The 24540-nt window shown below is 37.8% G+C and carries 20 protein-coding genes and 1 CRISPR repeat array; of the genes, 10 read left to right on the top strand and 10 right to left on the bottom strand.

Annotated elements, in window-relative coordinates:
- Nucleotides 1–49: 49 nt before the first annotated feature.
- From IAR63_RS08245 to IAR63_RS08230, 4 genes are all read right to left on the bottom strand, one after another.
- On the bottom strand, nucleotides 50–658 hold the full coding sequence (locus tag IAR63_RS08245) for an IS607 family transposase (protein ID WP_057176801.1): 609 nt from the start codon (nucleotides 656–658) through the stop codon (nucleotides 50–52).
- Nucleotides 612–815, bottom strand: a complete 204-nt coding sequence (locus tag IAR63_RS08240) for a hypothetical protein (protein WP_152980378.1) — start codon at nucleotides 813–815, stop codon at nucleotides 612–614. Before IAR63_RS08240 ends, IAR63_RS08245 begins: the two co-directional genes overlap by 47 nt.
- A gap of 497 nt (nucleotides 816–1312) precedes the next feature.
- Nucleotides 1313–1849, bottom strand: a complete 537-nt coding sequence (locus IAR63_RS08235; protein ID WP_187707221.1) for a hypothetical protein — start codon at nucleotides 1847–1849, stop codon at nucleotides 1313–1315.
- Between the two features lie 4 nt (nucleotides 1850–1853).
- Nucleotides 1854–3242, bottom strand: a complete 1389-nt coding sequence (locus IAR63_RS08230) for an AAA family ATPase (RefSeq protein WP_115538362.1) — start codon at nucleotides 3240–3242, stop codon at nucleotides 1854–1856.
- A gap of 435 nt (nucleotides 3243–3677) precedes the next feature.
- On the opposite strand from IAR63_RS08230, the gene IAR63_RS08225 reads away from it, so the two are divergent.
- The 4 genes from IAR63_RS08225 to IAR63_RS08210 all read left to right on the top strand — a co-directional run bounded on the left by IAR63_RS08225 (nucleotide 3678) and on the right by IAR63_RS08210 (nucleotide 8424).
- On the top strand, nucleotides 3678–4664 hold the full coding sequence (locus IAR63_RS08225; protein WP_187707220.1) for a phosphate/phosphite/phosphonate ABC transporter substrate-binding protein: 987 nt from the start codon (nucleotides 3678–3680) through the stop codon (nucleotides 4662–4664).
- Nucleotides 4665–4812: 148 nt separating this feature from the next.
- The gene (locus tag IAR63_RS08220; protein WP_187707219.1) at nucleotides 4813–5544 is read left to right on the top strand and encodes a phosphonate ABC transporter ATP-binding protein; all 732 of its coding nucleotides are present in this window, start codon (nucleotides 4813–4815) and stop codon (nucleotides 5542–5544) included.
- Between the two features lie 3 nt (nucleotides 5545–5547).
- Complete coding sequence (gene phnE / locus IAR63_RS08215) at nucleotides 5548–6354, top strand: phosphonate ABC transporter, permease protein PhnE (RefSeq protein ID WP_187707218.1); 807 nt, start codon at nucleotides 5548–5550, stop codon at nucleotides 6352–6354.
- Nucleotides 6355–6534: 180 nt separating this feature from the next.
- Nucleotides 6535–8424 (top strand): ABC transporter ATP-binding protein, encoded by a 1890-nt coding sequence (locus IAR63_RS08210; protein ID WP_187707217.1) that lies wholly within the window; start codon nucleotides 6535–6537, stop codon nucleotides 8422–8424.
- Nucleotides 8425–8670: 246 nt separating this feature from the next.
- Here IAR63_RS08210 and IAR63_RS08205 read toward each other — a convergent pair whose 3' ends face one another.
- From IAR63_RS08205 to IAR63_RS08185, 5 genes are read right to left on the bottom strand one after another with little or no spacing between them, the layout of a single operon-like run.
- Entirely contained in the window at nucleotides 8671–10314 is a 1644-nt protein-coding gene (locus IAR63_RS08205) for a hypothetical protein (RefSeq protein ID WP_187707408.1), read from the bottom strand.
- A complete protein-coding gene (locus IAR63_RS08200) occupies nucleotides 10307–10726 on the bottom strand; it encodes a hypothetical protein (RefSeq protein WP_187707216.1) in 420 nt (139 codons plus the stop codon). Before IAR63_RS08200 ends, IAR63_RS08205 begins: the two co-directional genes overlap by 8 nt.
- Nucleotides 10727–10729: 3 nt before the next feature.
- On the bottom strand, nucleotides 10730–11575 hold the full coding sequence (gene cmr4, locus IAR63_RS08195; protein WP_115538357.1) for a type III-B CRISPR module RAMP protein Cmr4: 846 nt from the start codon (nucleotides 11573–11575) through the stop codon (nucleotides 10730–10732).
- Nucleotides 11576–11586: 11 nt separating this feature from the next.
- Nucleotides 11587–12630, bottom strand: coding sequence for a type III-B CRISPR module-associated Cmr3 family protein (locus tag IAR63_RS08190; protein ID WP_057176792.1), 1044 nt, complete (start codon nucleotides 12628–12630; stop codon nucleotides 11587–11589).
- On the bottom strand, nucleotides 12615–14231 hold the full coding sequence (locus IAR63_RS08185) for a Cas10/Cmr2 second palm domain-containing protein (protein ID WP_115538355.1): 1617 nt from the start codon (nucleotides 14229–14231) through the stop codon (nucleotides 12615–12617). The genes IAR63_RS08190 and IAR63_RS08185 overlap by 16 nt, the downstream gene beginning before the upstream one ends.
- A gap of 333 nt (nucleotides 14232–14564) precedes the next feature.
- Here IAR63_RS08185 and csx18 point away from each other — a divergent pair, with 333 nt between their 5' ends.
- The 5 genes from csx18 (at nucleotide 14565) to IAR63_RS08160 (ending at nucleotide 18458) form a co-directional block, all read left to right on the top strand.
- Nucleotides 14565–14837, top strand: a complete 273-nt coding sequence (gene csx18, locus IAR63_RS08180; protein WP_057176790.1) for a CRISPR-associated protein Csx18 — start codon at nucleotides 14565–14567, stop codon at nucleotides 14835–14837.
- Nucleotides 14837–15829, top strand: a complete 993-nt coding sequence (cas1, locus tag IAR63_RS08175) for a CRISPR-associated endonuclease Cas1 (protein ID WP_057176789.1) — start codon at nucleotides 14837–14839, stop codon at nucleotides 15827–15829. The genes csx18 and cas1 overlap by 1 nt, the downstream gene beginning before the upstream one ends.
- Before the next feature lie 81 nt (nucleotides 15830–15910).
- Nucleotides 15911–16192 (top strand): CRISPR-associated endonuclease Cas2, encoded by a 282-nt coding sequence (cas2, locus tag IAR63_RS08170; RefSeq protein WP_006277913.1) that lies wholly within the window; start codon nucleotides 15911–15913, stop codon nucleotides 16190–16192.
- Nucleotides 16193–16606: 414 nt separating this feature from the next.
- Nucleotides 16607–17830: a CRISPR direct-repeat array (repeat unit 36 nt; unit sequence CCCCGCTTCCCTCTGGGAAGTGGAATCAATGGAAAC).
- 221 nt (nucleotides 17831–18051) lie between these two features.
- The gene (locus IAR63_RS08165) at nucleotides 18052–18252 is read left to right on the top strand and encodes a type II toxin-antitoxin system HicB family antitoxin (RefSeq protein ID WP_006278807.1); all 201 of its coding nucleotides are present in this window, start codon (nucleotides 18052–18054) and stop codon (nucleotides 18250–18252) included.
- Nucleotides 18249–18458 carry a type II toxin-antitoxin system HicA family toxin gene (locus IAR63_RS08160; protein ID WP_006278808.1) on the top strand — a complete coding sequence of 70 codons (210 nt, stop codon included), beginning with the start codon at nucleotides 18249–18251 and terminating at the stop codon, nucleotides 18456–18458. The genes IAR63_RS08165 and IAR63_RS08160 overlap by 4 nt, the downstream gene beginning before the upstream one ends.
- Nucleotides 18459–18532: 74 nt before the next feature.
- Here the strand turns inward: IAR63_RS08160 and IAR63_RS08155 are convergent, their stop codons facing one another.
- The gene (locus IAR63_RS08155) at nucleotides 18533–20668 is read right to left on the bottom strand and encodes a WYL domain-containing protein (RefSeq protein ID WP_187707215.1); all 2136 of its coding nucleotides are present in this window, start codon (nucleotides 20666–20668) and stop codon (nucleotides 18533–18535) included.
- 485 nt (nucleotides 20669–21153) lie between these two features.
- On the opposite strand from IAR63_RS08155, the gene cas10 reads away from it, so the two are divergent.
- On the top strand, nucleotides 21154–24351 hold the full coding sequence (gene cas10, locus IAR63_RS08150) for a type III-B CRISPR-associated protein Cas10/Cmr2 (protein WP_187707214.1): 3198 nt from the start codon (nucleotides 21154–21156) through the stop codon (nucleotides 24349–24351).
- The last annotated feature ends 189 nt before the right edge of the window (nucleotides 24352–24540 follow it).

Here is a 24540-nt window from a genome sequence, read left to right as displayed (position 1 = left end):
TATTCTAGGTTCACCTAAGAACTTAGAATGATGTGTCTCTCAACTAATATCATTTGTTCCTCCTTCGTTCAGCAGAACGTTCACCATAAGTCTTGGCACTAAATGAAGCCATTAAAGATAACATATCTTCTATTAGCTCTGCTTCATAAGACTTAGGTAAGACTTCTTCTACATATTCAACTTCAACGTTATGTGACTCAAAGAACATTTTTAATATATTGAAGTTAAATCTGATTAGACGGTCTTTATGTTCTATAACTACTTTAGTAATCCTCCTTTCTATGGCTAATTTCATTAACTGATGTAACTCAGCTCTAGAATCATTCATCCCAGAACCAACTTCAGTAAATATGTAATTAACTTTATACTTTTTCTTAGCTGCGTATTCTGTAAGTCTAGTATTTTGTCTATCTAAATCACCTTTAGTCTTTTGTTCACCACTTGAGACGCGAGAGTAAAGAGCCACTGACTCTTCTACTTCCTCAGATGGTTTATCAATACCTATAAGTTTATAAATATCGGACTGTTTATATCTTCTATGATTTCCAACAGTCCGAATTGCTGATAACTTACCTGACTCGTCCCACAGCCTAAGCGTTTGAATGCTGACATTAAGCGCAGTACAAACCTGTTTTATTGTCATTAGTTTTTCTTCCATTGGTTATTTCCTCAAAGATAAAGAACCAATAGTCGTAATACATTTGGAACTCTTCAAGTGTAGGGACTTCATCAAGTTCCACTGCATGAGGATAAATTGTGCCGTCTTCCAACCCAAACTCAGTTTTTGTAACACGGATTACCTTTTTGCTGTTCACAGCAATTTACTCCAATACATATACTATATCATATACTATGAGATTTTGGTAATATTTAGTATGATTTGTTAGATTTGCTTTTTACTGCCTAAAACATTTTAGTTGATGGTTGACTACTATAGGATATTCAATGTTTAAGGTAGCTCCTGTGTAGTGTAGCAGGTCTGTTAACACTGGAGCAATCAAAAACTCTCTGCGTGCAATTTCACTGGTAAGACTTAAATGAGGTAATACTTCTTCGATACGGTTCTTTAAAAATTTAAAAGATTCAAATCGTTAGTATACTTTGCTAACTCCAAACTGGAACGTTCTAAGGAAACATTGAAATAAGGTAAAATGTCTTGTGGAGTAAAATTAAGTTTAAAATAGTCTGCAAATGTGTAGGATTTTTTGGATTGATTATGTTTCTTTTTACCATTTTTATAAAAGTTACTAATTACTTGTATCTTGTATCTATTCTCTTCCTCATAAATCTTCTAGACTCAGGGAGTCTAGTCTCATAACAAGCTATTGAATAGGATGTATTTTGGGTAGGCAATTTTCATAGCTGTATCTGGCGAGTCATGGATTGGGCTATTTTTATCGATTCGTGTCTTTTTCTTATCGATGCTTATACTTGTGCAACCAATACTGACGAATCGGTGTTTATAGCAAGCTAGAAAACTACTCTCCTTCCAGAATGACTTACCAATGTCTTGACAGTATTTTACAAAACATTCTGCTCCCCTTAATTGCTGCACAATCTTATGCCATTTATCTTTTGTGCGCTTGACTTCAATATAGAGAATGCATCGCTTCTCCGAACTTATTATAACGTAGTCGGCGCGTCTGCACTCCCCTTTCGTCCCATTAAAGATATCCTCAGGAGACCGAAACTGATCCACTTTTATCACCAGAGCATCCGAAGGTAAGTTACGTATCTTTACCATGGAATCCGGGGATTGAGTTTCATCGAGTATAGCATATAACTTCCCGTTCTCCTCTTTAAGCTCAACCTGTGCGGTTTTCTTAATTAGTTCGGCAAGAATTTCCATGTCCCTACTCATCGTCCCCCCAAACAATTTCTTCCTGAATGCGATTCATCTCTTCAATTGTTTTATCGAAGCTAGAAGCTTCAATTCCCATTTTGGCATCTATGGGAGCAGGAACTAGTGTTTGGCAATAAGTCTTTTTCTTTAAGCTGTCTAGCTTAATCAATTCCTCTTTTGCAATAAAAACGCTAACCTTATCAGCTTTGAGCAACTCTTCTTTGCGGTATCCTTCACGCTCTGCTATTTCACTTAGCCTTTTTCCTCCCTGATTTAACATAATGAGAGTGTTAAGCTCTTTAATAATATAATCACTGTGAGTAGTTATAAATACTTTTACTCCAACATTTACCAACCTCGAAAACAAACGAGCTACGCGTCTCTGGTTCTCCGGGTGCAAATTAAGCTCAGGTTCATCAACCATGAGTAAGTCGCCAGGAGCAGCAACATGTCGCAGATAAAATCCTATATCCAGTAGTGAACGAACAGCGCTTGAACTTTCATCCATGGTCAATTTTACGCGTTTTCCTTTAGGGCTATAGTATAATTCATCATTCTTCGTGACAAGATACTCACCACCAATAATGTCTGAGAAGTCATTTGTAATCTCTGGATGATTCTTTGCTATGAAGCTATCTTTTTTTGAAAGCTCTTCTAACTGTCTTGTGAAATCAACGTTTGACTTAATGGGTAGAGCATAATCCGCATATACTTTGGAAAGTAATTCAAGTGGATTTATTTCCTTTTCCATTGAGCTCATTTCCTCTAGGAGACGGTTTCGGGCAAAATTAAGCTCTCTTCTGAATATTGCCACACCAGTTCGTTCGGCGCTGGCAATGAAAAGACGGGGGAAAAGGTCCCCAAAAATAATGTCTTTTAGAGCGTCTCCGATAATTCGACTAATTATTTCTTGAGGTATCCTTACCTGCTCTTTCTCAACGAGCAAAGAAATTGAAACTAGGGAAGAGTCGGCTTTTTTCGATATGAAGAATAGCTGGGTTTTAGCTGCACCCATAGTCCGCTCGAAGGTTGAAAGAGGGTGTATATCACTAGAATCCAGGTTTACCAAAAACTGACTCCCGGCAAAATGTTTTTCGGAGGAAGCGAAGAAGTGAGGTAATTGTTGTGTAAATGCCTTACAACCTTTCTCAAGGATATTTGGTGCATTGCGGATGTATTCTTCAATATTTAACTCAATTAAACCTTCATTTAACAATTGCCACACATCTCCGTCGGAAATATCTATGGAGAAAGCATCACGCCAAAATGAGATAAAGCCAAACAATGCATAGGTAGCATAGGTTTTACCGGTATTGTTCCCACCACATATAATAGTTAGTTCGTTAAGTGTAAACTCTGCCTGCTTGATAGGTCCGAGATTCTTTATGGAAATTTTCATTCGCTTTTACATTTAGCTGGTTTAAATATATAGCCTTGTCCAAAACTGTCTTGCAGATGGCTACGAGTAGTTGATTTTTTAAGAGAGACACCATACATTCACCTTAAAGTAACAGATATCAAGTTATATGTCAACTCCATCAACTCATTTTGTCTTAGGAGGATATGTTTAGGTATAGCCTATTTATGGGATGCGATTAAACAAATTTATAGTTTGAAATAGCCCTAGAATTATATCTTCATCTCTAAAAATTAAGTAGCAACAGTTTGTGTTTAGCTAGTATTTAATCTTAATATAATCAATACTAATACTTTAACTATATTTTGAATCCCAAAATTTTCTACCCCAGCCTATTGACTTTTATTCTCAAAAGTTCTAGATTAACCATTGGGATTAGTTGAAACTAATTTGCAAAAATACTGAGAATTATTACTAATGAACCTTGACCAATTCCTAACTGGGAAAAGAAAGTTCTTGATTGCCAGTACATTGGCAACAGTGACAAGTTTATTTGTCAGCAATGTGGTGAAAACCCAACCGACGGTGGCTAACTCCAATCCTTCTGCAGCAGCACCACTGTTACTTACAAAAAATCTCAAAAATTTGACCATAGTCTTTCCTAGTCGAAAGGATGCTCCTAACCTGCAAGAACAAGTGGGGAAAGTAGCTAACTTCTTGTCCCGGGAGTTAGGAATACCCGTAAAGGCACAAATTAGCGATGATACTGCTGCTGTAGAAGCCCTAAGAGCTAATAGAGCCGATGTGGCTTTTTTAAGTAGTCGTCCAGCCTTAAAAGCGGAAGGACTAGCAAATTCTCGTTTATATCTAGCAGAGGTGAGATCTAACTACTCCGGTAGATACACTTATAATTCCATATTTGTAGTTGCCAAAAACAGTCCTCTAACTCCTAAAGCTTCTACTAAAGCGACGCTGGAACAGCTCAGAGGCAAAAAAATTGCCTTTACCTCCCCCACCTCTGGATCAGGGTTTATTTTCCCAGTCAGTGAGTTGGTAAAGAACGGATTTGTCCCCGACAAAGATCGGATGGAAGGTTTCTTTAGTCAAATTACTTATGGAGGTAATTACAGTAAAGCACTGGAATCAGTGGTGCGTGGTCAAGCAGATGTAGCAACAGTTTCTGAGTATGCCATGTATCCCCCCTATATATCCACCACAGATGCTGCTAAATTGCGAGTGCTGTATAAAATATCCGGTGTTCCCGCTCATGGAATAGTTGTTGATGATGATGTTCCAGTAGTCATGCGAGAAAAAATTATTAACGCCTTTCTCAAGTTAAACAAACCAGAAAATAACCAATTGTTGCAGGGTTTGTATAATTCCACCGAGCTAGTGAGAGTTGATCATAATCGTCACTTGAAACCCGTGCGCGATGCTCTGAAAAATTTGGGCATAGAACCATAATGTCGAACAGCAGCCAACCCTGGCGAAAAATGGGGTGGTGGATTTTGATATGTAACTTCTATAGGTAGTTTTTTACAAAGCTATTTCCTGTCACAAACTGTTTAAAAATGCTAGAATATTTTTAATTAACAATAATTTGGTTACTACCATGAAATTAATTGAATGTCACAATCTAAAAACAAGTTACACTCCATCCTCAAATCGTCCCATCCTCAATGGGATTGATTTGGAGATTAGCCAAGGTGAATTTGTGGTTCTATTGGGTTTAAACGGAGCAGGGAAATCCACCCTATTGCGATCGCTCATAGGGTTAGCTCCGGTAGTAGGTGGTTCTGTTTACATAAACAATAGACAGATGACAAACGAGACCTTGCCAGAAATTCGTCAAGATATTGGCATGTTATTTCAAGGTGGGGGATTAATTGGGCAGTTATCAGTTTTAGATAATGTGTTATGTGGTCGTTTAGGCAAAAGAAAAACCACCCAAACTTTATTTGGATTTCCTCGTCAGGATCACTTCTTAGCTCAACAATTATTAGCACAACTGGGTTTGAAAGGTAAAATCTATCAAAAAACCAGTCAACTCAGTGGTGGACAGCAACAAAGAGTAGCTATTGCCAGGGCTCTAATTCAATTCCCGCAAATCCTGTTAGCGGATGAACCAATTACTGGTTTAGACATGATGGCTTCTCAACAGGTAATGGAAACCCTGGTCAAACTAAATCGAGAGCAGGGATTAACTATTATTATGGTGCTACATGATTTAGCTATGGCTGCAAAATATGCCGATCGTGCTATAGTTTTGAATGCTGGGCGCATTGTTTATGACGGTAAACCTTATAATTTACCAGAGAAAGTTGCTCAGGTTTCACACTTTTAGACTATGACAAAAACACCTAAACACCCTCTATTTAATCACTATTCTCAGCTTGGTTTTTGGTTAAGGAATATAATTATCCTCTTAGTGGTTGTGGGGGTGTATGTTTGGGCATTGCAGGGTTTAAAAGTTGATTTTGAGTTGGTCAAGAACAGTTGGCCCTACGTCACAGATTTTATTGTCAGGTTATTTCCCCCCGATTGGAAAGTTCTGGATATAGCTGTTAGGGCCCTAATAGAAACTGTACAAATGTCTTTGTGGGGTACTTCTATTGGTGCGCTGCTCTCCTTACCAATTGCAGTAGCTAGTGCTAATAATATTGCACCCTTGTGGTTGCAATGGTTAGCCAATCTCCTGCAAAATGCTGTTCGTTCTGTTCCTTCGATTATTTTAGGTTTAATCTTTGTTGCTGCTACGGGTTTGGGATCACCTGCTGGAACCTTAGCACTAGCTATCTACACTATTGGCTATCTTGGGAAATTTTATCAACAAGCTATTGAAGCTGTGGATTCCCGTTCGTTGGAATCTTTACGGGTAATTGGCGCATCAAAGTTACAAATGGTTCAGTATGGCATATTACCTCAAGTGTTACCTTTGGGACTGGGTTATACTCTGTGGATGTTTGAGTATAATATTCGTGCTGCTTCTGTGCTAGGTGTGGTGGGTGCAGGTGGAATTGGGTTTCAGTTAAAGAGTTATATAGACGGTTTTGAGTATAATAAGGCGACTACTATGATGTTAGTATTGTTAGTTGTGGTGACAGTAATTGATATTTTTAGTAGCAAGTTACGTCGTTATCTGGATTCTATGTGAATGTTTACACCCACATTCCTCTAATCAATATTACTTATGGGTGTTATCCTATTATCTAACTGCGAAATATATGTATTATCTAATTAGAGAGTTTCAAGTGCTGTGGAATCTTTCGTGTACTCAAGACTCATAATTTTTCTATTGGCACTACTTACCTCATTTATATTATAAGAAGAAAATATGGATGTATCTAATTTAAAATATACTTTGGTGGGAAGCGGTGAACCGTTACAGGAAGAAGTACTTTCTGAAAAACTAAGACCTTGGCACTCTTTTCAGTGTGCATCAGATGCACCAAATTTGCCCAATACACCATTCAGATTTGTTTGTTATTTTGTCAACCAGTTTCGCTGGTGGTATGTAGCAATGGTAATCTTGGAGATATTAAATGCTACCTGTGGAATTATGTTGCCCTATGGTATAGGGGAAATTCTTCGTAGTGTCACAGTAACTAATTCAAATAATGCGCAAATCTTTGAAGTTATTAAACAACCATTAACTTTATTTATTCTGCTCAGTATTGGTGAAGTAGTTTTTAGTCGTGCATCAGGTTTTTTGCAAACTTTTGTGCCTCTCATTCATCGCCAGCATATTGTCCGATCTTTGTACGCTTATTTACAATATCATTCCTATCGTTATTTAAGTAGTAGTTTTGCAGGAGCATTAGCACATCGTATTAGTGAAACCTCCATAGGTGTTACTCAAATAATCAGCGTGCTGATTACCGAATTTATGCCTATAATAATTGTGTGCATTGTATCCACAATTTTGCTTTATCGTGCCTATCCTCCCCTAGCAGCATTAGTTGGTACATGGGCAGTTTTTTTTATGGTCATTTCCTTTTGGTTAGCCAACCGTTGTCAAATTTACTCCCGCAACGCAGCAGTAGCTAAAGGTAACACTAATGGGTTGATTGTTGATGCTGTAACAAATATTAGTAGCACCAGGTTATTTGCCAATTTTGACTTTGAAAGGAAGTATTTAGATGATCAGCTAAAACATGAACTAGAGGAAGTAAAAAAGTCTAATTGGTACGGAGAAAGAATTCGTTGGTTTCAATATATTTCTGCTGCAATTCTTAAAATTACTACCTTGTATTATTCTATATATTTGTGGAGTAAGGGATTAATCACAGGAGCTGATTTTGTTGTAGCAACCAGTTTGTCATTGTTAATCATCAGTGACTCGAGAAAATTAAGTCGCAGGCTCATTGAATTTTTTGACTTTATTGGTAATGTAGCCAGTGGAGTTCATATAATAGTTCAACCTCATGAATTAATTGATAAAGAGAATGCACTTACCCATCAATTTTCCCAAGGACGGATTGAGTTTCACCAGGTAAACTTTAGTTATTCTCAAGAAAAAAAAGTTTTTGAAAATCTTTCTGTGGCAATCGAACCAGGACAACGTGTGGGACTGGTGGGATTCTCTGGTTCTGGTAAATCCAGTTTTGTCAATTTAATTTTGCGATTATTTGACCCCCAATCGGGAAAAATTCTTATTGATGGGGTAGATGTGCGAGAAATGGCTCAGGATGCTCTCCATTCCCAGATTAGCTTAATTCCTCAAGACACTTCCCTATTCCATAGAACTTTAATAGAAAATATCCGTTATGGTCGCTTAGACGCCCAAGATGAAGATGTGAAAATAGCGGCAATTAAGGCCTATGCTGATGATTTTATCGCCCAAATGAAAAATGGTTATAATTCTTTGGTAGGTGAACGAGGAGTGAAATTATCTGGAGGGCAAAGACAGAGGATTGCTATTGCTAGAGTTATTTTAAAGGATGCACCAATTTTGATTCTAGATGAGGCAACTTCCAGTTTAGATTCTATTACTGAAAAGGCAATTCAAGAAACACTAGATTTGGCAATGAATAATAAGACGGTGATTGTGGTCACCCATCGTTTGTCTACTATTTCCCATCTGGATCGTATTTTGGTATTCGACAGAGGAACTATTGTTGAAGATGGGTCTCATGATGATTTACTGGCATTGGGTGGAACCTATCACAAATTATGGAAAATGCAAGCTAATGGATTTTTACCCTCTGAGTTAGAGGTAGGCTAGACCAATATTATTAGAGGAGTGGAGAGCGATCGCAGTTTTATTGCTGCGCCACACATTTTTTTCTTGTGGAAAAGGACTGTTTATATCCAGCGAAGTATGCTCTGGACATAAAAAGTATGTAGTTTAATCTTAGTATTCGATGATTTAGATTGTCGAGAGAGGAATTAAATATAAGATGAACGTAGGATGGGTGAACCCAACGCCCGCATGGGTTCACCCATCCTACAAATAATTGTGCCTCCCTACTTAGTGGCCCCATAATCGTTGGAAATTACTTGCAGGTGTTCCTAAAAAAGCCAAAAATTGTCTAGTTTGGTCAGGAGAATTAGCACCAGGAAAAATAGTGAGTAATTCTACGTACCCCTTTTGGCGAACTATATTACCATCTACAGTTTTCTTGTAATGAGGATACATTCGATGATAAATTCTGCCAATATTGCCCATGCGACCAGTCAAGGTAGAACCCTTGATTGATTGATTCCCTTGATAATTACCATGGAACCAATGCACTGCTAAACTATCATCCTTATCTTCAGCTATACGTCCCCAAATTTGTACATTCTGAGGGTGAAAAGATTCTCTCCATAAACACCTCACATTTTCAGGTGTTATTCCTTTAAACCTTAACCATTCTTCCACAGTTTGACGAACTTTATCAATGGCATTTTTGATATGTGGAATATTATTAACTGGGAAATAATAGTCCTTTGAATCCGGGATGAATTCCCAGTGACAACCAATCATGGGCCTATTTTGATTATCCAAATATTGTGGAAAAAATTCTCTATGATCTATCCGACGAGAGGATTTGCCAAATCCACCAATCAACATACTAAATCGCAGAATAGCCCTTGCCAACAGTTTCAATTGCTTTCTATATTCAGGAGAAGGATTTTTCATACAAACAATGGTTAAGGTACCACTTTTTAAATCGTAGGTGGGCATGGTGACATTATTATATCTAAACTCACCCATGACTAAATTTTCTGGATTAAAACTAATCCCTAAATCTCCTGCTATGGCTCCATTATTTCCTGCAAATCCTCCCCACAGTTCTTTGGTTAATTGTTCTGCGGTTTTTTCATTGATCATTCCACTTAATAATCTGAGGGTATGACCACGGAGAGCAGCTTTAAATATATTGGGACGAAATTCACCACTTTTGTCTATTAACTGTGATGCTAAACCTTTGCCCTTTAGTTTAACACTTAATAATTTATTCTGGTTTTGTTCTGGTGCAATAACAGGTTGACCATAACCCGCACTGACTCTAGAACCAATACCCTTTTGTATGGCTTTATCCCAAATCTCCCAAATTGTTTGCCACTCAGTATCATCTAACTCAATATTGCTAGAAATACCAAAAACCAGGGTTGGTTGATATAGGGAAATTTGTAGGAATGCAGAATGACTATGATTATTTTTAACTTGCCATTCTTCTTGAGGGTGAACTATGTCAATTAATTGTTCCTCACGCCAACTATCATCTTTTGGATATGCACCATGAAACCGCAATATACCTGGTTTGGTATCCTGGGTAGTTTGAGTTCCACAATATCTTATACCTTGTTCACGGGTGCAACTTCTTAAAAATGCCCCCTTCATACTAGCACCAGGATAATAGGGAAATCCATTGGCACCAATTACAGGTCTAATAATATCATCATCTTGTCCACTATTGGCAAGAAAACGCCAGGAAATCTCATATTCTTTGGTTCTCACATGAGTCCCAAATTTAGGTAGGTTTGCTACTGCTTCATCCCATTCGTCAACCCATCTTTCTGGCTTTGACCGATCTGCAATATACTGAACCTGTCCCCTTCCATCAACTTGAGCTTGAAACATTAAGGGGACTTCATTACTGTTCATTAAACGTAATTCATTAATCATCATTTTCACCTGCTTTTTTATAGCGTTGAGTCCACCACACTAAGCTATCACAAAATTGTGTTAACACGGCTAAACAAACACGTTGGTCATCAATAGATAGGTTCCATAATCTAGATGCATAGTCTTGTAGTTGTGCGGTGTCATTATTAGTTGGTATTTCTGGTAATTGTACGCCCGCATTCTTCATAATCTGTGTGAATTCTTTCCAGGTAGCCTGCCAATACTTACCTTTTTGTTGGTCATCATCATTATTTTTACTCAACAGTCGTAGGTGTTCACCGGAAAATCTTTCTAAACCGTAGGCTACGGTGCTACGCATTTTATGGGATTGACCAATCACACCTTTTTTATCCCGATAGATAAGAACTAATTTTTGAGCTTTCTGATCTAAATTATAGGATTTCCAAGTCATAATTTACGCTCCTTTAACTGTTAATTGACAATGACCAAAACCAATGGACTCTAATCCACCCAAATAAATATCTCCCGTGTTACTAGTGCCAAATGCCTGCCATTTTTGTTCACCCTGGATATTGTTTCTAATAGCTATGGGAAATACTAGAATTGTGCCTTCAGGTAAGGCTTCAGTATTGAAAAATCCACCCTTATCTACTACTTTTTGTTCCGATTGCAAACGCACCCGACTTTGGCGATATAATGCCATATCATGGATCATTCCAATATCCCCATCATCTACCACTACTGCTGATTTTTGTTCAAGTTCAGGGAACCACGCTGATAGATCTTCAGTGTTGTTAATTTCTAAGAATCCTAGGTTAAAAAATATAGTTCTTTTACCTCCTGCAGCTTGTTTTGTCTTAATTATGGTAGAACCTGTATAAGGTGTGGGAACTGATATTTCCCGAAGAAGTTTATTTTGACCATTCTTTTTTATTTCTACCGTGTCACCAGCTATACGTTGGTAACGTTTTAATAAGCGAGGAGAAGTAACCCAAACTATGGGTTGACCTGGACAAAAAACGGGAATCCAAATAATAGAAGCATATTCAAATTTGACAATAGATTCGTTATTTTTATCGTCATCTGCTCCGTTACCATACCAGTGATTTGCCCTTTCTTCTCCTTCTAAAATGCGAGTTTCAGCCCGCAATCTTCCACGAATGGAACTACCGGGAATAATCCCCGTTTGGGTGAACTGGTCACGGAATATGAGGTTCAAATTACCACTTTCTTCTCCTGCAGTTGCACCAACATGAACGGGTGCTAGTGTTTCTATAATGCCATATTGTTTGGTGTACATTTTTTCTTCCTTTAGTTAATTCCCTGAATTTCTACTGGTAAACACAAACCACAGCCTACTTTTTTGAGACTGTAACCTTCGTTAGGAAACCATTTTTCATCCCATTTCCACCACGGTTGATTAATGGGTTCTTTGAGGAGGTAAACGCTACCAGCAGGTACAGCATAACGTCCTCTTCCTAAAGTTCCCTGGGAACGAAAACGATAGGGAACTGCTTTGTCTGTGAGTAATTGCACAACCTGGGGAAAGGGATGACTGTCATCTTCTGGGTGGGGATAACGGTGAGAAATACGGTTGGATCCCCATACTCCCGGTGTCAATAAGGCAAAACTTTTACCAATGGGTTGTTGGAGTAATTCCTTGGTTTTGGGTTGAAGTTTTTTACAGGTTATTTCCACAATGTGATTTTCGCCCCCGAATTTATACCAACCATTATCGATATCATAAGTGGATAAATAGACTAAACAAACATCATCTGGTAGTTGTACGGAGTTTTCTAAAAACAATCCATCGGATTTTTCAACGCGTCTTGCTGAAAACTCAATTTTCGGGTGGAGAAAAGAAACAAATTTCCAAGGATCATTAGCAAGGTTACAAGAATCATTACTAGGTTTACTAGCTTTGACTAGTTCTTTGGTAGGTAATTTCCACGACTCTATGGTTTGCCAATTATAATCTGACTCCAATTTATAGTCTAGCTTCTCCTCTTGTTTATTATCCTGCTTGTTAGGCAAATACCATTCGCCATTTTGGATATTCCACTCTCCCCATTCTTTTTTGCCAATAATTTTATTGCGTGGTATGGGAACAAAAAAGTTCTGTGGATTATCTGACTTTGCCCAAAAGGGCCCAGCTACATACAAATTATCTCTTAATTCTACTTGAGATCGCTTGTTATTGACCTTATTGATGCTAAATATGAGACCCGCCAAAGTAGCAGCTTCAGGGGGGAATTTAGCACCAGAGCGACCTACTAAGTTTTCCGGAGATAAAAATGCCCCCGCACTGCCATACATAAGTCCCAAAGGACTAATACTAATTAAGTAATTGAACATAAATGCCAACCTACTTCTACTAAGTCCGTAATCCAATCAATAATAGCTTTTGCCTTTTCTATGGTATCAGCATCATCACTAAATCCTGATAATTTTTGAGCTAATTCCTCTTGATTTTTATTCATTTGATTGATCAAGGTAGTAACCAAACTTGGTTCAGAATCTTGACTAGGGAAGTAAAGATCTAAAAAATGCAAAGCTGTTACCAAGGCTGTTATTTCAACCAGTTTAGTTTTATTGACATTAGTACGATCATCAATATCAAAAGCACGCCGGGATTTTAAATATGCCAAATCTTGATAAATGTGACTCCAATTTGCTTTTCCTTCTCTGTCTTTGTATTTGGTTAGAATATCCAAATAGTCCCAAGGACAAGTCCACTGAACATACTGACCACTGTTAAATAGTATGCGCATAGTTATCCTATTTCTTCCCCGAGACTTAGCTACTTTTTCAGCTTCCCGACAGTGTTGTAAAACATCTCGCTGAGGCACACTACCTGCTACCCAGACAAAACCAACACTCAATGAAATTTCTTGTTCATGTTTTTTCCATGTATCATTTAAACCCAGCAACCACTCATAAGCAGTTAATGGGGAGACAGAAAGACTAGGATCTTGACTATAAATTACCCCTAAAAAGTCATCACCACCAGCATAAACTACCTTACCTAAATCGAATCCTCGTTCAAAATCTCTACCCCATTGTCGTATAGCTAGGCTGAAATTGTGAATTGCAGTATCAGGATCTTCCATCCTAGCTAGTTTTTGCAAGTGATATCCGACTCTATCACCATCCCCCATAAACCATCCTGTCCACTGACCCTTAAAGGTTTCCGTTGGTTTACGTTGTATTTCTCTAAAATTTGTGAGCGATCGCTCTATATTAATTCCCTTTTGAATTTCGTGCCATGTTATGAGACGTTTAACCAGTTCGGGAATACTGAGTTTTTCATTGACTGCAATAAATTTACCTTCGGGATTTTCTTCCTCCGTATTGTCGGTTAATTTAGCTAATTCAGTATAGAAATTTTGAATTTGTTCTTTTTCCCACCCATAATTCAAAGTTTGAGGATTGCGATGACTTGAGCCCAGATCAGGGAATGCAATACCATCGGATCCACTTAAACTAGAACTTTCGCCAATCCAATTGACAGCGCTCCAATCGCGGGATAACTTTTTAACTTCTAGGTCAGACATTGCAGCAATAATAGTATCACCAGAGCCTTGGAATACTTCCCATGCGTGGGAACCCCATAAACTCCATTCTCTCTCCCAGTAATATGGACCACAGTTGGTAATATTACCCTCTATCCATTCTCGGCAATGTTTTAGTAATTCCTTCCAGGAACAGAGTATAATATGCTCAGCTGTTTCTTTTGTGAGTTCCCCCTTAATTAGAATACGATTGGGCATTCCCTTGAGAATGTTAGGACTTGCGGGAGAAATTAGCCTTAAATCTGGATCTTGATCCACATGTTTGGCTATTTTTTTACTTAAATAAGATAAAATCAGGGATGCACCATACAAGTCTCGTAGTTTACGGGACTTTTCGATGAAACCTTGTACGGGAGCAAAAGTGACAACACTATACTTACCCATTTTCTCTAACTCGTGTTTGCTTATTCTATATAGTACATACTTAGAAGGTACACTTTTAACAAAAGCTCAGTTTTGTAACAATTCTTGACATATCACAGACTTTCCTCTAGTGGGGAACACCAATTAGGGTAAAGGTTAATGGCTAGAAGTGAGTGCTAGGTAGACTTTCTGACTTACCTCAGCCGTATATGACTATGGCTACAAAACTTGTGTTATATTGTTACATTGCAGTCTTCTATCTCAAAGCAATTTAATCTACGGATTGAAAAAGTTTAATACTTTCCGCTCCCCAGTTTTACACCTTGAGAAAAATCAATAAGGAACTTGATAATTGTGTATATTTCACGTCGCTCTGCCACTCTTAGAAACATTTCTGTTGCCGTTGTTAATGGAATTATCACCTTGGTAATTTTATTGATTGCGCCCTTGGGATTAGCAGCAGTTATTATCAATACAATACTGATAACATTTGCTACTTATTTTGTATCCAATATTGCTGATAGGATAGTATGGTGGTTACAGTCAGAATCGAGGAAAGATATGGAAGCTGGTGGAAACGAATATTCTGCTGTCAAGAAGTCAAATTTACAACGTTGGTGGCGTTAATGCAAACCCTGTATGTTTCTGAGCAAAACTGCTACATTTGCTTGCAAAAAGAGATATTAGTGGTAAAAAGAGGTGAAGTTACACAAGCACAAGTGCAGTTACCCTTATTAGAACAGATACTAATATTTGGTAGTTCCCAGGTAACCACTCAAGTAGTTCGAGCCTGTTTGTTGCGCGACATTCCTATTGCCTATTTATCCAGAATGGGTTACTGCTATGGCAGAATTTTACCAATATCGAGAGGATATCGCCAACTGTCTCGTTATCAACAACAACTTTCTGCTATGGAAAAATTAGTAACAGCGAGGGAGATTATTAAAAGTAAAATAAAGAACAGTAGAGTATTATTGCAAAGACAGAAGAAAAAAACAGCATCTGCTAATTTAGAACGTGTTTTAGAAAGCCTTAATTATTTAGCAGAGCAAACTGCATCAGCTGACAGTTGTGAGAGACTAATGGGGATAGAAGGCGCTGGTGCTGCCCAATATTTTTCAGCTTTTGGGGAATGTCTTAGCAACGAGAATTTTATTTTTTTAGGTCGCAGTCGTCGTCCCCCTGGAAACCAGGTCAACGCCATGTTGAGTTTTGGATATCAAGTGCTTTGGAATCATCTATTGGCACTAATAGAAATTCAAGGTTTAGATCCTTACTATGGTTGTTTGCATCAAGGTCATGATGGTCATCCAGCATTAGCTTCTGATTTAATTGAAGAGTTTCGCTCCCCATTAATAGACTCATTGGTTATGTGGTTAATCAATCGCAATATTTTTGATGTAGGAGCTGATTTTGAGTTTATAAAAGGGGGATGTTATTTAAATAATTCAGGAAGAAAAAAGTTTTTACAAGCTTTTTTGCAAAGAATGACAGAGGAAGTACAAACGGAGGATGGAACTAAACAACCAAAGTGGGACTTACTCACTCAACAGGTAAGAGCTTTTAAGCAGTTTGTTTACAATCCTGCCCATCACTATCGTCCATATAGAATACATTAGTTTTTCTTTACAGCAGAATGTCTTAATTTTATGCTGAATTACATTATAAGTTTATGGTATTATTAAGTGGTACTTCTAATTATGTTTTTATATGTAATTGCCTACGATGTTCCTGATGATAAAAGGCGCAAGAAAGTAGCTGATTTACTAGAAGGTTATGGTCAGCGAGTGCAGTATTCCGTATTTGAGTGTCAACTAAGCACACAGCAATATCGTGATTTGCATTCCCGACTGAAAAAGATTATCAAGTTACAAGAGGATAATATTAGATTTTATCCTTTATCTAAACATACCATTCCTCAAATAGAAGCTTGGGGAGTGGGAGTACCCATAGTGCAATTACCCAATTCTATTATTATCTGAGTATTCATGCTAGGTAAAGTTTTAATCTATATGATATCTGTTTACTTTAGTCTAAGCAAAAATAAAATATACAATAAAATTTTTGTTTTTGAATACTAGTTATTTGAGCATGAATCAGTTATAATGATATAGCTAGATGGGTTAATTAACGATTAGTATTGAGATTATTTATTGAGTATTAATTAAGGGCTAAAGTGATATTAATGACAGTAAATTCAGTGATTAACGAATGAAATGCGAAGGTCAGCAAAAAACGCTGGAATGCCTATTATTTCGTCGGGAACCTCGCAGCCTTGTGGTGTAAGGGTTTCAGCCATTATTTTGAGGGTGGTAGGGGTGAAAAACAGAGAAAATTTGCTGACCTTCGCAAAGTGGGTCTAGACACCAGTCAGGGTAAGGGCTTAAAATGGAGGTCCCCGCTTCCCTCTGGGAAGTGGAATCAATGGAAACAAATATTCCCTAGTTACTAAGTCCTTTACAATTGGTAGTCCCCGCTTCCCTCTGGGAAGTGGAATCAATGGAAACAGATGACTTGGATGATTCCAGCTTGGTTGCGTAATACCCCGCTTCCCTCTGGGAAGTGGAATCAATGGAAACTGACATTACCCACCGCATTACCCAACGAAGTATTAGAACCCCGCTTCCCTCTGGGAAGTGGAATCAATGGAAACGTAGATAGATTGCCAAGGGCCAGAGCGAACAAAAATATAACCCCGCTTCCCTCTGGGAAGTGGAATCAATGGAAACTTTCGCTAGTACCTAACGGTTTCAATAGGCGTATAAAATACCCCCCGCTTCCCTCTGGGAAGTGGAATCAATGGAAACCAAAATGATCTTTGAGATCCTGATAGTACCATCGAGGCCCCGCTTCCCTCTGGGAAGTGGAATCAATGGAAACTACCTTAGCTAGGTAGTGAAACCTCATCCGGTCTTTATTTACCCCGCTTCCCTCTGGGAAGTGGAATCAATGGAAACCTTCCTTCTCTTCCTCTTCTGCATATGGATTAAAATTCCCCGCTTCCCTCTGGGAAGTGGAATCAATGGAAACTTGAACGTTCTTGCTAAAACCTTCACGACCTTCTTTCCCCGCTTCCCTCTGGGAAGTGGAATCAATGGAAACATGAGTTCTACTGGAGCGGGCAGGGGTTCTATATCCCCCCGCTTCCCTCTGGGAAGTGGAATCAATGGAAACGTAGCCTTGATTTCTCGACCAAAGAAACCGCTGTATCCCCGCTTCCCTCTGGGAAGTGGAATCAATGGAAACCTCCTGATTTTTTTCTGCTGTCATTTTTTAAATCCTCCCCGCTTCCCTCTGGGAAGTGGAATCAATGGAAACCGTGGGTGATGGAGAGTAGAGCCTCTTGGCCCTCGGTGCCCCGCTTCCCTCTGGGAAGTGGAATCAATGGAAACATCTTTTTTACAGGTAACTTAAAGTGTAAGGCGCGCGGCTCCCCGCTTCCCTCTGGGAAGTGGAATCAATGGAAACTTCATAACTAACTGCGGGTCAGAAGTCTTGGAAAGCTGTTCCCCGCTTCCCTCTGGGAAGTGGAATCAATGGAAACGCCTTAATCTCCTACAAAAAATCATTTACACTGTTAATCTCCCCGCTTCCCTCTGGGAAGTGGAATCAATAGAAACGCATTGTCTTTAGGTAATTATTGCCACGAGCAATAAAAAGCATCTTTCTATTTTTATTGATGCTAGGGAATGGGGAGAAATTTAAAATATGAGAGCGATCGCCTACAATAAGCTATAAGATCGCACCTCCTCAACTCCCCAAACAGCGATTATTCATTTTTATTAAACTGGTACGTCTGACTCCTTCTGCGCTAAAATATCGTTAGTTCAAGGAATTGGCTATGAAAATAAAAGCAATTATTTGGGAAGAAGACGGTGTATGGTGTGGTTCTGTACCAGCTTTACCAGGATGTCATACCTGGGGTGAAAGTTACGAACATTTATTAGAAATGTTGAAAGATGCTGTTCAAGGTTGGTTAGAAGTTGCTAGTCAGCAAGAAGAAGTTGAACCACAAAAACAGTTAATTGAGTTATCTTTATGAAATCCGTTTCTGGTAAGTCTCTGTGTAAGATTGTTGAACGCTATGGATGGAATCTAAAAAGGATTACAGGTAGTCATCATATCTATGTTAGGGAAGGTATGAGTGTGATTCTTTCTATACCTGTTCATGGAAATCGTGATCTACCTACGGGTACACTGAAAAGTATTTTGAAAGATGCTGGTTTGATTGAAGAAGATTTAGACTAATTTCGCCAACGCACTCCCTCCTTGTAAAGTCTCTTCTCTTTGCATCTGCTCTTTATAAAACAACTCATTCAAAACTACTGATATAGCTTATTAATCCCATCCGCCATTAACTTAATTTGTTCCCGAATCTCCAATGGTTGTACAACCTTAACTTTATCTCCAAAACCAATAATCCAACGTCTGAGGTCTATATCCTCAATACTCCAACAGGGTAAAGTCAGTTGGCAACAATAAGGATACTTAGAATCTTCTGTTAGTGGTAAAACAAATATCGTCTCCCCTTGTGAAATTCTTTTTCCTGATCGCTTTGAGAATTTAATTTTATTATGAGGTAATCGTTTAGTTCTTTCACTCAGAAAATTAAAAATGCTTTCTTCACACCATATTTCTACTGTAATTTCTACAGAAGAACGTTGTTTAGGATTTAAATACTTTTGCTGTTCGTCAACGCTATTACCTAAAAATAAACTATAGCTAGATTGGTATAATTTTTCTAATTTAGATAAAGCTGCTTTCTGTTCTTTTTTGTCGCGTTTTGTTGGTAAATACTCATTAATAGAAAAGCGATCTAATCGCTCAAATCTAAATAATTTATCAGCTTTTCCACCTTTGGTTTCGTAGCCTAAATACCAGCCTATTTTTGAAAATACAATTTGTAAAGGCCAGACTTGGAATAGTTGGTTAGGATAGGGATCATTAAGATGACGTCCTGTATTTGCAAAGCGGATAAGTTCTAATAATTGACCTGATAAAATAGCTTCGGTAAGTTGATCTAGTTTCTTGTAAGCTGCGTTGTCTGACAATTTTTCCAGATCAATACCGGGACTATCAGCGATCGCTCTCACTCGGTAATCATCAGTATAGTCCTCAGAATCGGTTTGAGTAGAATCCTGAGACTCTGATTCACCAGGCTCTTTAGAATCTGCTTTTTTGTTCTTCTGAGGACGCAATATTTGACTTAATTCTAACTTTTTCTCAATCCCTTCATAAATAGATAAAGAAATAGGATCATCTAAATCTTTAGCATGAGAACGAAGCACTTTATAAACCTGTACCAGTTCATGTTTATTTAAAATTGCATTGCCAACAAAATAAGCACGTTTCATAATATCCTTAGGTAATATTTTATAGGGGTGTAAAACTCTTTGAATATCTTTACGCAGTGTGTCTTGACTAAAACCAACAATATATTTTTTCAAGCTTTCAAAAAATATCTCTTGAACTGTTTTATCCTCGTCTTCCTCATGGCGAAAACAAGGGAAGTGTACCAAACAGCGAATAATTGTTATTAATCGTAAAAAGGCATCACTATCAGAATAGGTATGTGCCTCAAATTTATCAATATTTCCTGTATATTCACCAACCAAAATTTCTGATGCTAATCCTTGTTCATTAAGAATTCCATTTTTTTCTAACCATTGCAAATCATTAGCTAAAGCTTCGGGTTGAGCATAAATAGAATGATACTTACGCGACATTAATGCAGATATTTCATCTAAAGAATCTGTTATAGGTTGAACATTACCAACTAACTCCTTTTGTAAAAGATCAGGATTAATTTCATGGAGTAAACCCAACCCAGGGAATTTAATAATTAACGAAATCAAATACATTAATCGTTCAAAATCAATTAAACCAGAATAGTGATGTAAAGTTTTCTTCTGGCTACAATTACGACGATTAACAATAGAACGAGGTAAACTTTTAATCTGTTTTGCAACTAGAGAAAAGTCATATTTGCCATTTACCATTGGCACAACATTTACTTTAGCAAAACCCTCTGCTTCAATGGGTTCAAAGTTTATTAACTGCTTGTTGAAACTCTCAATTATGTTTTTACCAACTTGCCGTTGTCGCTGTTCATTTCTGCGGCAACATTCATCTAAGGGTATTTTTAAATACCAACCCATCCAAGTTTCTGCACCTACACATGCAAACTTTTGCAATATATCCATACGTTGCGATCGCTTAAAATTTGTAGCATCATAAATTACAGAACGACCAGAAGCAACAGCAACTTTAACCCTATTCAATACCTCCTGTTCAATTAAATTCCAATCACCTTGTATACTTTCATCACCAAACAACTCCCCCCGAATTGTATCTGTAGAGATTATTACACAATTAGGATCATATTCCACCCACTGACGAGCAAAGGTTGACTTTCCGGAACCAGGAAGACCGATAAGACAATGACAAATTGGAGACATAAAAGAAATGATTAAAAATCAATAAATATATACTAGGCTAAATTACTAATTCTTAATAATACTTAACGCGAATCACGAAAAATACCTTGAAGATTCCCAAATTTTCATTACCTAAAATTACCAATTACAACAAATCTATAACTAATCGTTACAACTTTTAATTTTGTTGTTCGCGTCAAATTAACACGGCTTAGGTACTTTGATGTTATGATGAAACTTGTAATTAGTTATACAGATTGTCAAAAACCACATTCAAGACTAACCAGAGTGCAAAAATCATCAAAATCGGCAGATAAAGCCCTCTATTCCCCAATACTGTTCGGTTAAGAGTTTTCGTAGGTTAGGTTAAGCAACAGCGCAATCTAACAAAAGCCTATCTATGTCAGGCTCAATTACGTCAACTCGGCTCACATAATTATGTTTTTGCGCTTAATCAAAAAGTATTGCCCTATTACCCACCACAAGCAAAAAATACCAGGTTAAATATGAACTTTCATCAACGCAAACTTTACGCTTTGTTATCTACTATTACCGAAAATTCTCCCAATACAGAATTTATGTGTCAACATCTCGAGGTTTTTCAAGCAGATATTGACGCATTATCTCAATGGTGGGAAACTCAAGGACATATAGCCGCAGCTATTAGCAGTTCTTCTGACCGGGTGAATTTAAAGACAGTTGAAAATAATGGGGATACAATAGAATTAAGACATCCTCTCAGTGGACAAGAACAAATAATTAATTATCCTCAAAACTTGTCATTAGAGGCCATAGCAGCAGAAATTCAAACTGTGTGGCAACGTATTTCCCCGCAAACAGATATAGACCAAGATGATAAAATAGCTAAACTGTATTGGTGGTGTTGGCGGTTTTATCCTCAATTATTAGCATCATATGATGTAGCACTTTTAACTCCTGCCCATTCTATTTTACCAGACTGTTCTCACCATAGTTACAAGACTACGGTTGCAGCTTTAGTTGGGGCAATGTATCCCCAAACTTGGCAACAAGGTAAAGCAGAAACCCATCCTTATTTATTAATCTTTACCTTTTCCCCCGTGCAGGAATTTATTAAAGCCTCACGTAAGTTTCTTGACTTTTGGGGTGGTTCATATCTCTTACATTACCTGAGTGCAATTATTTGTTGGGAAGTTGCTAAACTTTATGGACCCGATGCAGTCATTACTCCTTCTCTTTGGAGTCAAGAAATTATTGATGCTTTGTTGTTAAAACGTTATCCTGATTTTCAAGCTGATTTTCATAAATATGAAGGAACAGATCCCATCAGCAAGTTTTGGAATCAGAATAACCCACCCCAAAGTTTATGTACTGCGGGTTTTCCTAACGTCATTACTGTTTTGGTAGGAAGTAAAAATGAAGCAATTAAACTCGGTAAACATTTAGAAGCAACATTAAAAAATCATTGGCAAGAAATGGCGCGAAAAGTGCGAGAAGATGTAAAAAGTAAGTTTCGAGATAAAATAGCAGATAATGATAAGTTAAAAGAAGTTGTGAACGCAATCGCCAAAGATTTGTTAGGAGAAAATTCCGAAGCAAAAGTTAAGGATAAAAACAAGAAAGAACCCGTAGAAAAAGCGAAAAAAACACCCAGAGAAGAACTCGAAACAGAATTAACAAAACTGCGTCAACCGGGATGTTGGGAATGGAATGGTTTATGGGATGCCCAAATTAATCATACCTGGGAAACTTACTTTGTAGCTGTACCTTTAGGAAATCCTGAAGAAGATTTACAAATCCAAATCAATTCTAATATTCAAAAAAAATGGATAGAAGGACAAAATCAAATAGCAGATATTCGCATAACTCAGCAAAATAATGACACTGAAAATCCCAACCATCAAAAAAGCATACCTACAGCAGCAGAATTAAATGCTTATGATTCCCTGAATGTTGGTACTTGGTGGGGTAGTTTTCAACGCAGATTAGCTAAAGCCATTCAAGCTATTAAAAATACTCGTTCTTGGCAAATACCTATTGCATCTGGTGAACGTTCTACTCTATCTGGTCAATATACAGCCTTACATCCCCGATTTCTCTATCAAAACTTTCACAACGGACTGGGTTTACCGCTTGAGTCATTGGGGTTATTTTGGAAAGTTATGGCTTTTGTTTATCCTGGTGTATTCAATGGTTCTGAAAAACTCAATGCTATTGAATTAACAAAGCGTTTAGCTTGGAGACATGGAGGAGTGGCAGAAAATTTAGGAATTGAATTAAACTCAGATGATGATTATGAAGGGTTAATTCGTTTTCCCAATCTCTGTTCCATTGCTGCGGCTAATTTTGCTACTTCTCATCCAAGAATTATACAATCTTTTTGGTCTGACTTGCGACAACAAATAGAGCAAAATTCAGAATTACAATCAAAACATGATGATTTTTGTTCTCGTACTAATCGTCCATTTCAAGTCCGTTGTGCTGATGCAGCTTTAAAACAAGCACTACCCAATTATAAAAAAGGTTTAAATGCGGTGATGTTTTCTAGTAAATGGTTAGCAGATGACATGAATCTCAAAGCCACAGAAATATCTGCTTTGTCAACAGTTGTTGATACCGTACAAAGAAAGCATTTTGGTGATGGTAGTCCGGCTGACTGGTGGGTGTTAGTATTAGGTGATGGCGATGGTATGGGAGGGTATGTAGATGGCAGCAGTTTGAAAAATTATAGTGATTATATTGTTGCTAATTTGGTAGATACTCAAAATATAGAATGGGAAAAATGGGATAATTTACTAAATACTAAAAAACGCATGGGACCAGCTACCCACGTTGGTTTAAATCGGGCTTTATTAGATTTTTCTAACCGATTAGTACCCTATCTTGCCGAGCAAAGACATTGTGGTAAAGTCATTTATAGTGGTGGTGATGATGTCATGGCTGCCTTACCTTTAGCAGATTTACCGGGGTTTTTACGGTCGTTGCGTGCAGCTTGGCGTGGTGAAGATGACCCAGAAAATAAGTTTACTAGTAAAGGGGGATATTGGTTTTGGGAAAATGAAGAAACACGACCTTTAGAAATTCCGGGACGACCTTTATTTACAATGGGTAAAGATGCGACTATGAGTTTAGGTGTTGTTATTGCCCATAAAAGTGTACCTTTACCAACGGTGTTAGAAAGTATTTGGGATGCAGAAAAAGAACGGGCGAAAAAATTGTCGGGTGTCAAAGAAAAAAGGCAGGACTCTCTAGGAGATGAAATTATTTATCCCAATAAAGATGGTTTGTGTTTTCGGGTAATTTACGGTTCTGGCAATACCTTAGAAGCTTTAATGAAAGGTCATTTATTGCCATTATGGTGGAATTTTTTGCAAGCATATCAAGAGGTAGATTTTAGTCCAGTGTTGTATCGTTTAAGTGAAGAGTTGCCACGTCATGCAGAGGTGACTAAAGATAGTTTTATGTTTCGTAAAGCCGCACAAGCAATACTTGTAAGTCGGGATCAACAACTTGCTGAGGAAGTGGAAACTGCTTTACTTGGGTGGTTGGACGCTTGGGAACAATGGGCTTGGGGGGCGAAGGAAACAGCTAGAGAGTCAGGAGAGGGGGAAGTTTTAGGTACAAAATCGGAAGATTTGGCGAATTTGTTACGTTTTAGTGCTTTTTTGGTGTCACGGCGACAACAGGAAGTTTCTTGGCAGGATGTAGGAGGAAAGAAAGTTTAGGGATTTTTGCACGGATTGATATATATTCTCAATTATTCGGGGAAAAATTTGCATATCACGAAAAAGTGTTGTAAGATTGTTCCAGGGTGAAGTTTTCAAGCTGTAGCCTTTAGCTTCTTTGAAGTCGAATAAAAATAGAAGACGTTTAGCATTGCTAAACCCCTACAAAAAACTGAAATTATCAAAATA

It is taken from the genome of Cylindrospermopsis curvispora GIHE-G1, assembly GCF_014489415.1.
In the GTDB taxonomy this organism is placed as follows: domain Bacteria; phylum Cyanobacteriota; class Cyanobacteriia; order Cyanobacteriales; family Nostocaceae; genus Raphidiopsis; species Raphidiopsis curvispora_A.
This window is presented reverse-complemented; position numbering and strand designations above follow the sequence as displayed.

Coding starts and splice junctions, on each gene's coding strand:
- IAR63_RS08205 (WP_187707408.1), bottom strand. CDS start 10,314: ATGATTAATGAATTACGTTTAATGAACAGTAATGAAGTCCCCTTAATG.
- IAR63_RS08235 (WP_187707221.1), bottom strand. CDS start 1,849: ATGGAAATTCTTGCCGAACTAATTAAGAAAACCGCACAGGTTGAGCTT.
- IAR63_RS08200 (WP_187707216.1), bottom strand. CDS start 10,726: ATGACTTGGAAATCCTATAATTTAGATCAGAAAGCTCAAAAATTAGTT.
- cas1 (WP_057176789.1), top strand. CDS start 14,837: ATGCAAACCCTGTATGTTTCTGAGCAAAACTGCTACATTTGCTTGCAA.
- IAR63_RS08165 (WP_006278807.1), top strand. CDS start 18,052: ATGAAAATAAAAGCAATTATTTGGGAAGAAGACGGTGTATGGTGTGGT.
- IAR63_RS08210 (WP_187707217.1), top strand. CDS start 6,535: ATGGATGTATCTAATTTAAAATATACTTTGGTGGGAAGCGGTGAACCG.
- phnE (WP_187707218.1), top strand. CDS start 5,548: ATGACAAAAACACCTAAACACCCTCTATTTAATCACTATTCTCAGCTT.
- cmr4 (WP_115538357.1), bottom strand. CDS start 11,575: ATGTACACCAAACAATATGGCATTATAGAAACACTAGCACCCGTTCAT.
- cas2 (WP_006277913.1), top strand. CDS start 15,911: ATGTTTTTATATGTAATTGCCTACGATGTTCCTGATGATAAAAGGCGC.
- IAR63_RS08225 (WP_187707220.1), top strand. CDS start 3,678: ATGAACCTTGACCAATTCCTAACTGGGAAAAGAAAGTTCTTGATTGCC.
- IAR63_RS08230 (WP_115538362.1), bottom strand. CDS start 3,242: ATGAAAATTTCCATAAAGAATCTCGGACCTATCAAGCAGGCAGAGTTT.
- IAR63_RS08160 (WP_006278808.1), top strand. CDS start 18,249: ATGAAATCCGTTTCTGGTAAGTCTCTGTGTAAGATTGTTGAACGCTAT.
- IAR63_RS08245 (WP_057176801.1), bottom strand. CDS start 658: ATGGAAGAAAAACTAATGACAATAAAACAGGTTTGTACTGCGCTTAAT.
- IAR63_RS08190 (WP_057176792.1), bottom strand. CDS start 12,630: ATGTTCAATTACTTAATTAGTATTAGTCCTTTGGGACTTATGTATGGC.
- IAR63_RS08185 (WP_115538355.1), bottom strand. CDS start 14,231: ATGGGTAAGTATAGTGTTGTCACTTTTGCTCCCGTACAAGGTTTCATC.
- cas10 (WP_187707214.1), top strand. CDS start 21,154: ATGAACTTTCATCAACGCAAACTTTACGCTTTGTTATCTACTATTACC.
- IAR63_RS08155 (WP_187707215.1), bottom strand. CDS start 20,668: ATGTCTCCAATTTGTCATTGTCTTATCGGTCTTCCTGGTTCCGGAAAG.
- IAR63_RS08220 (WP_187707219.1), top strand. CDS start 4,813: ATGAAATTAATTGAATGTCACAATCTAAAAACAAGTTACACTCCATCC.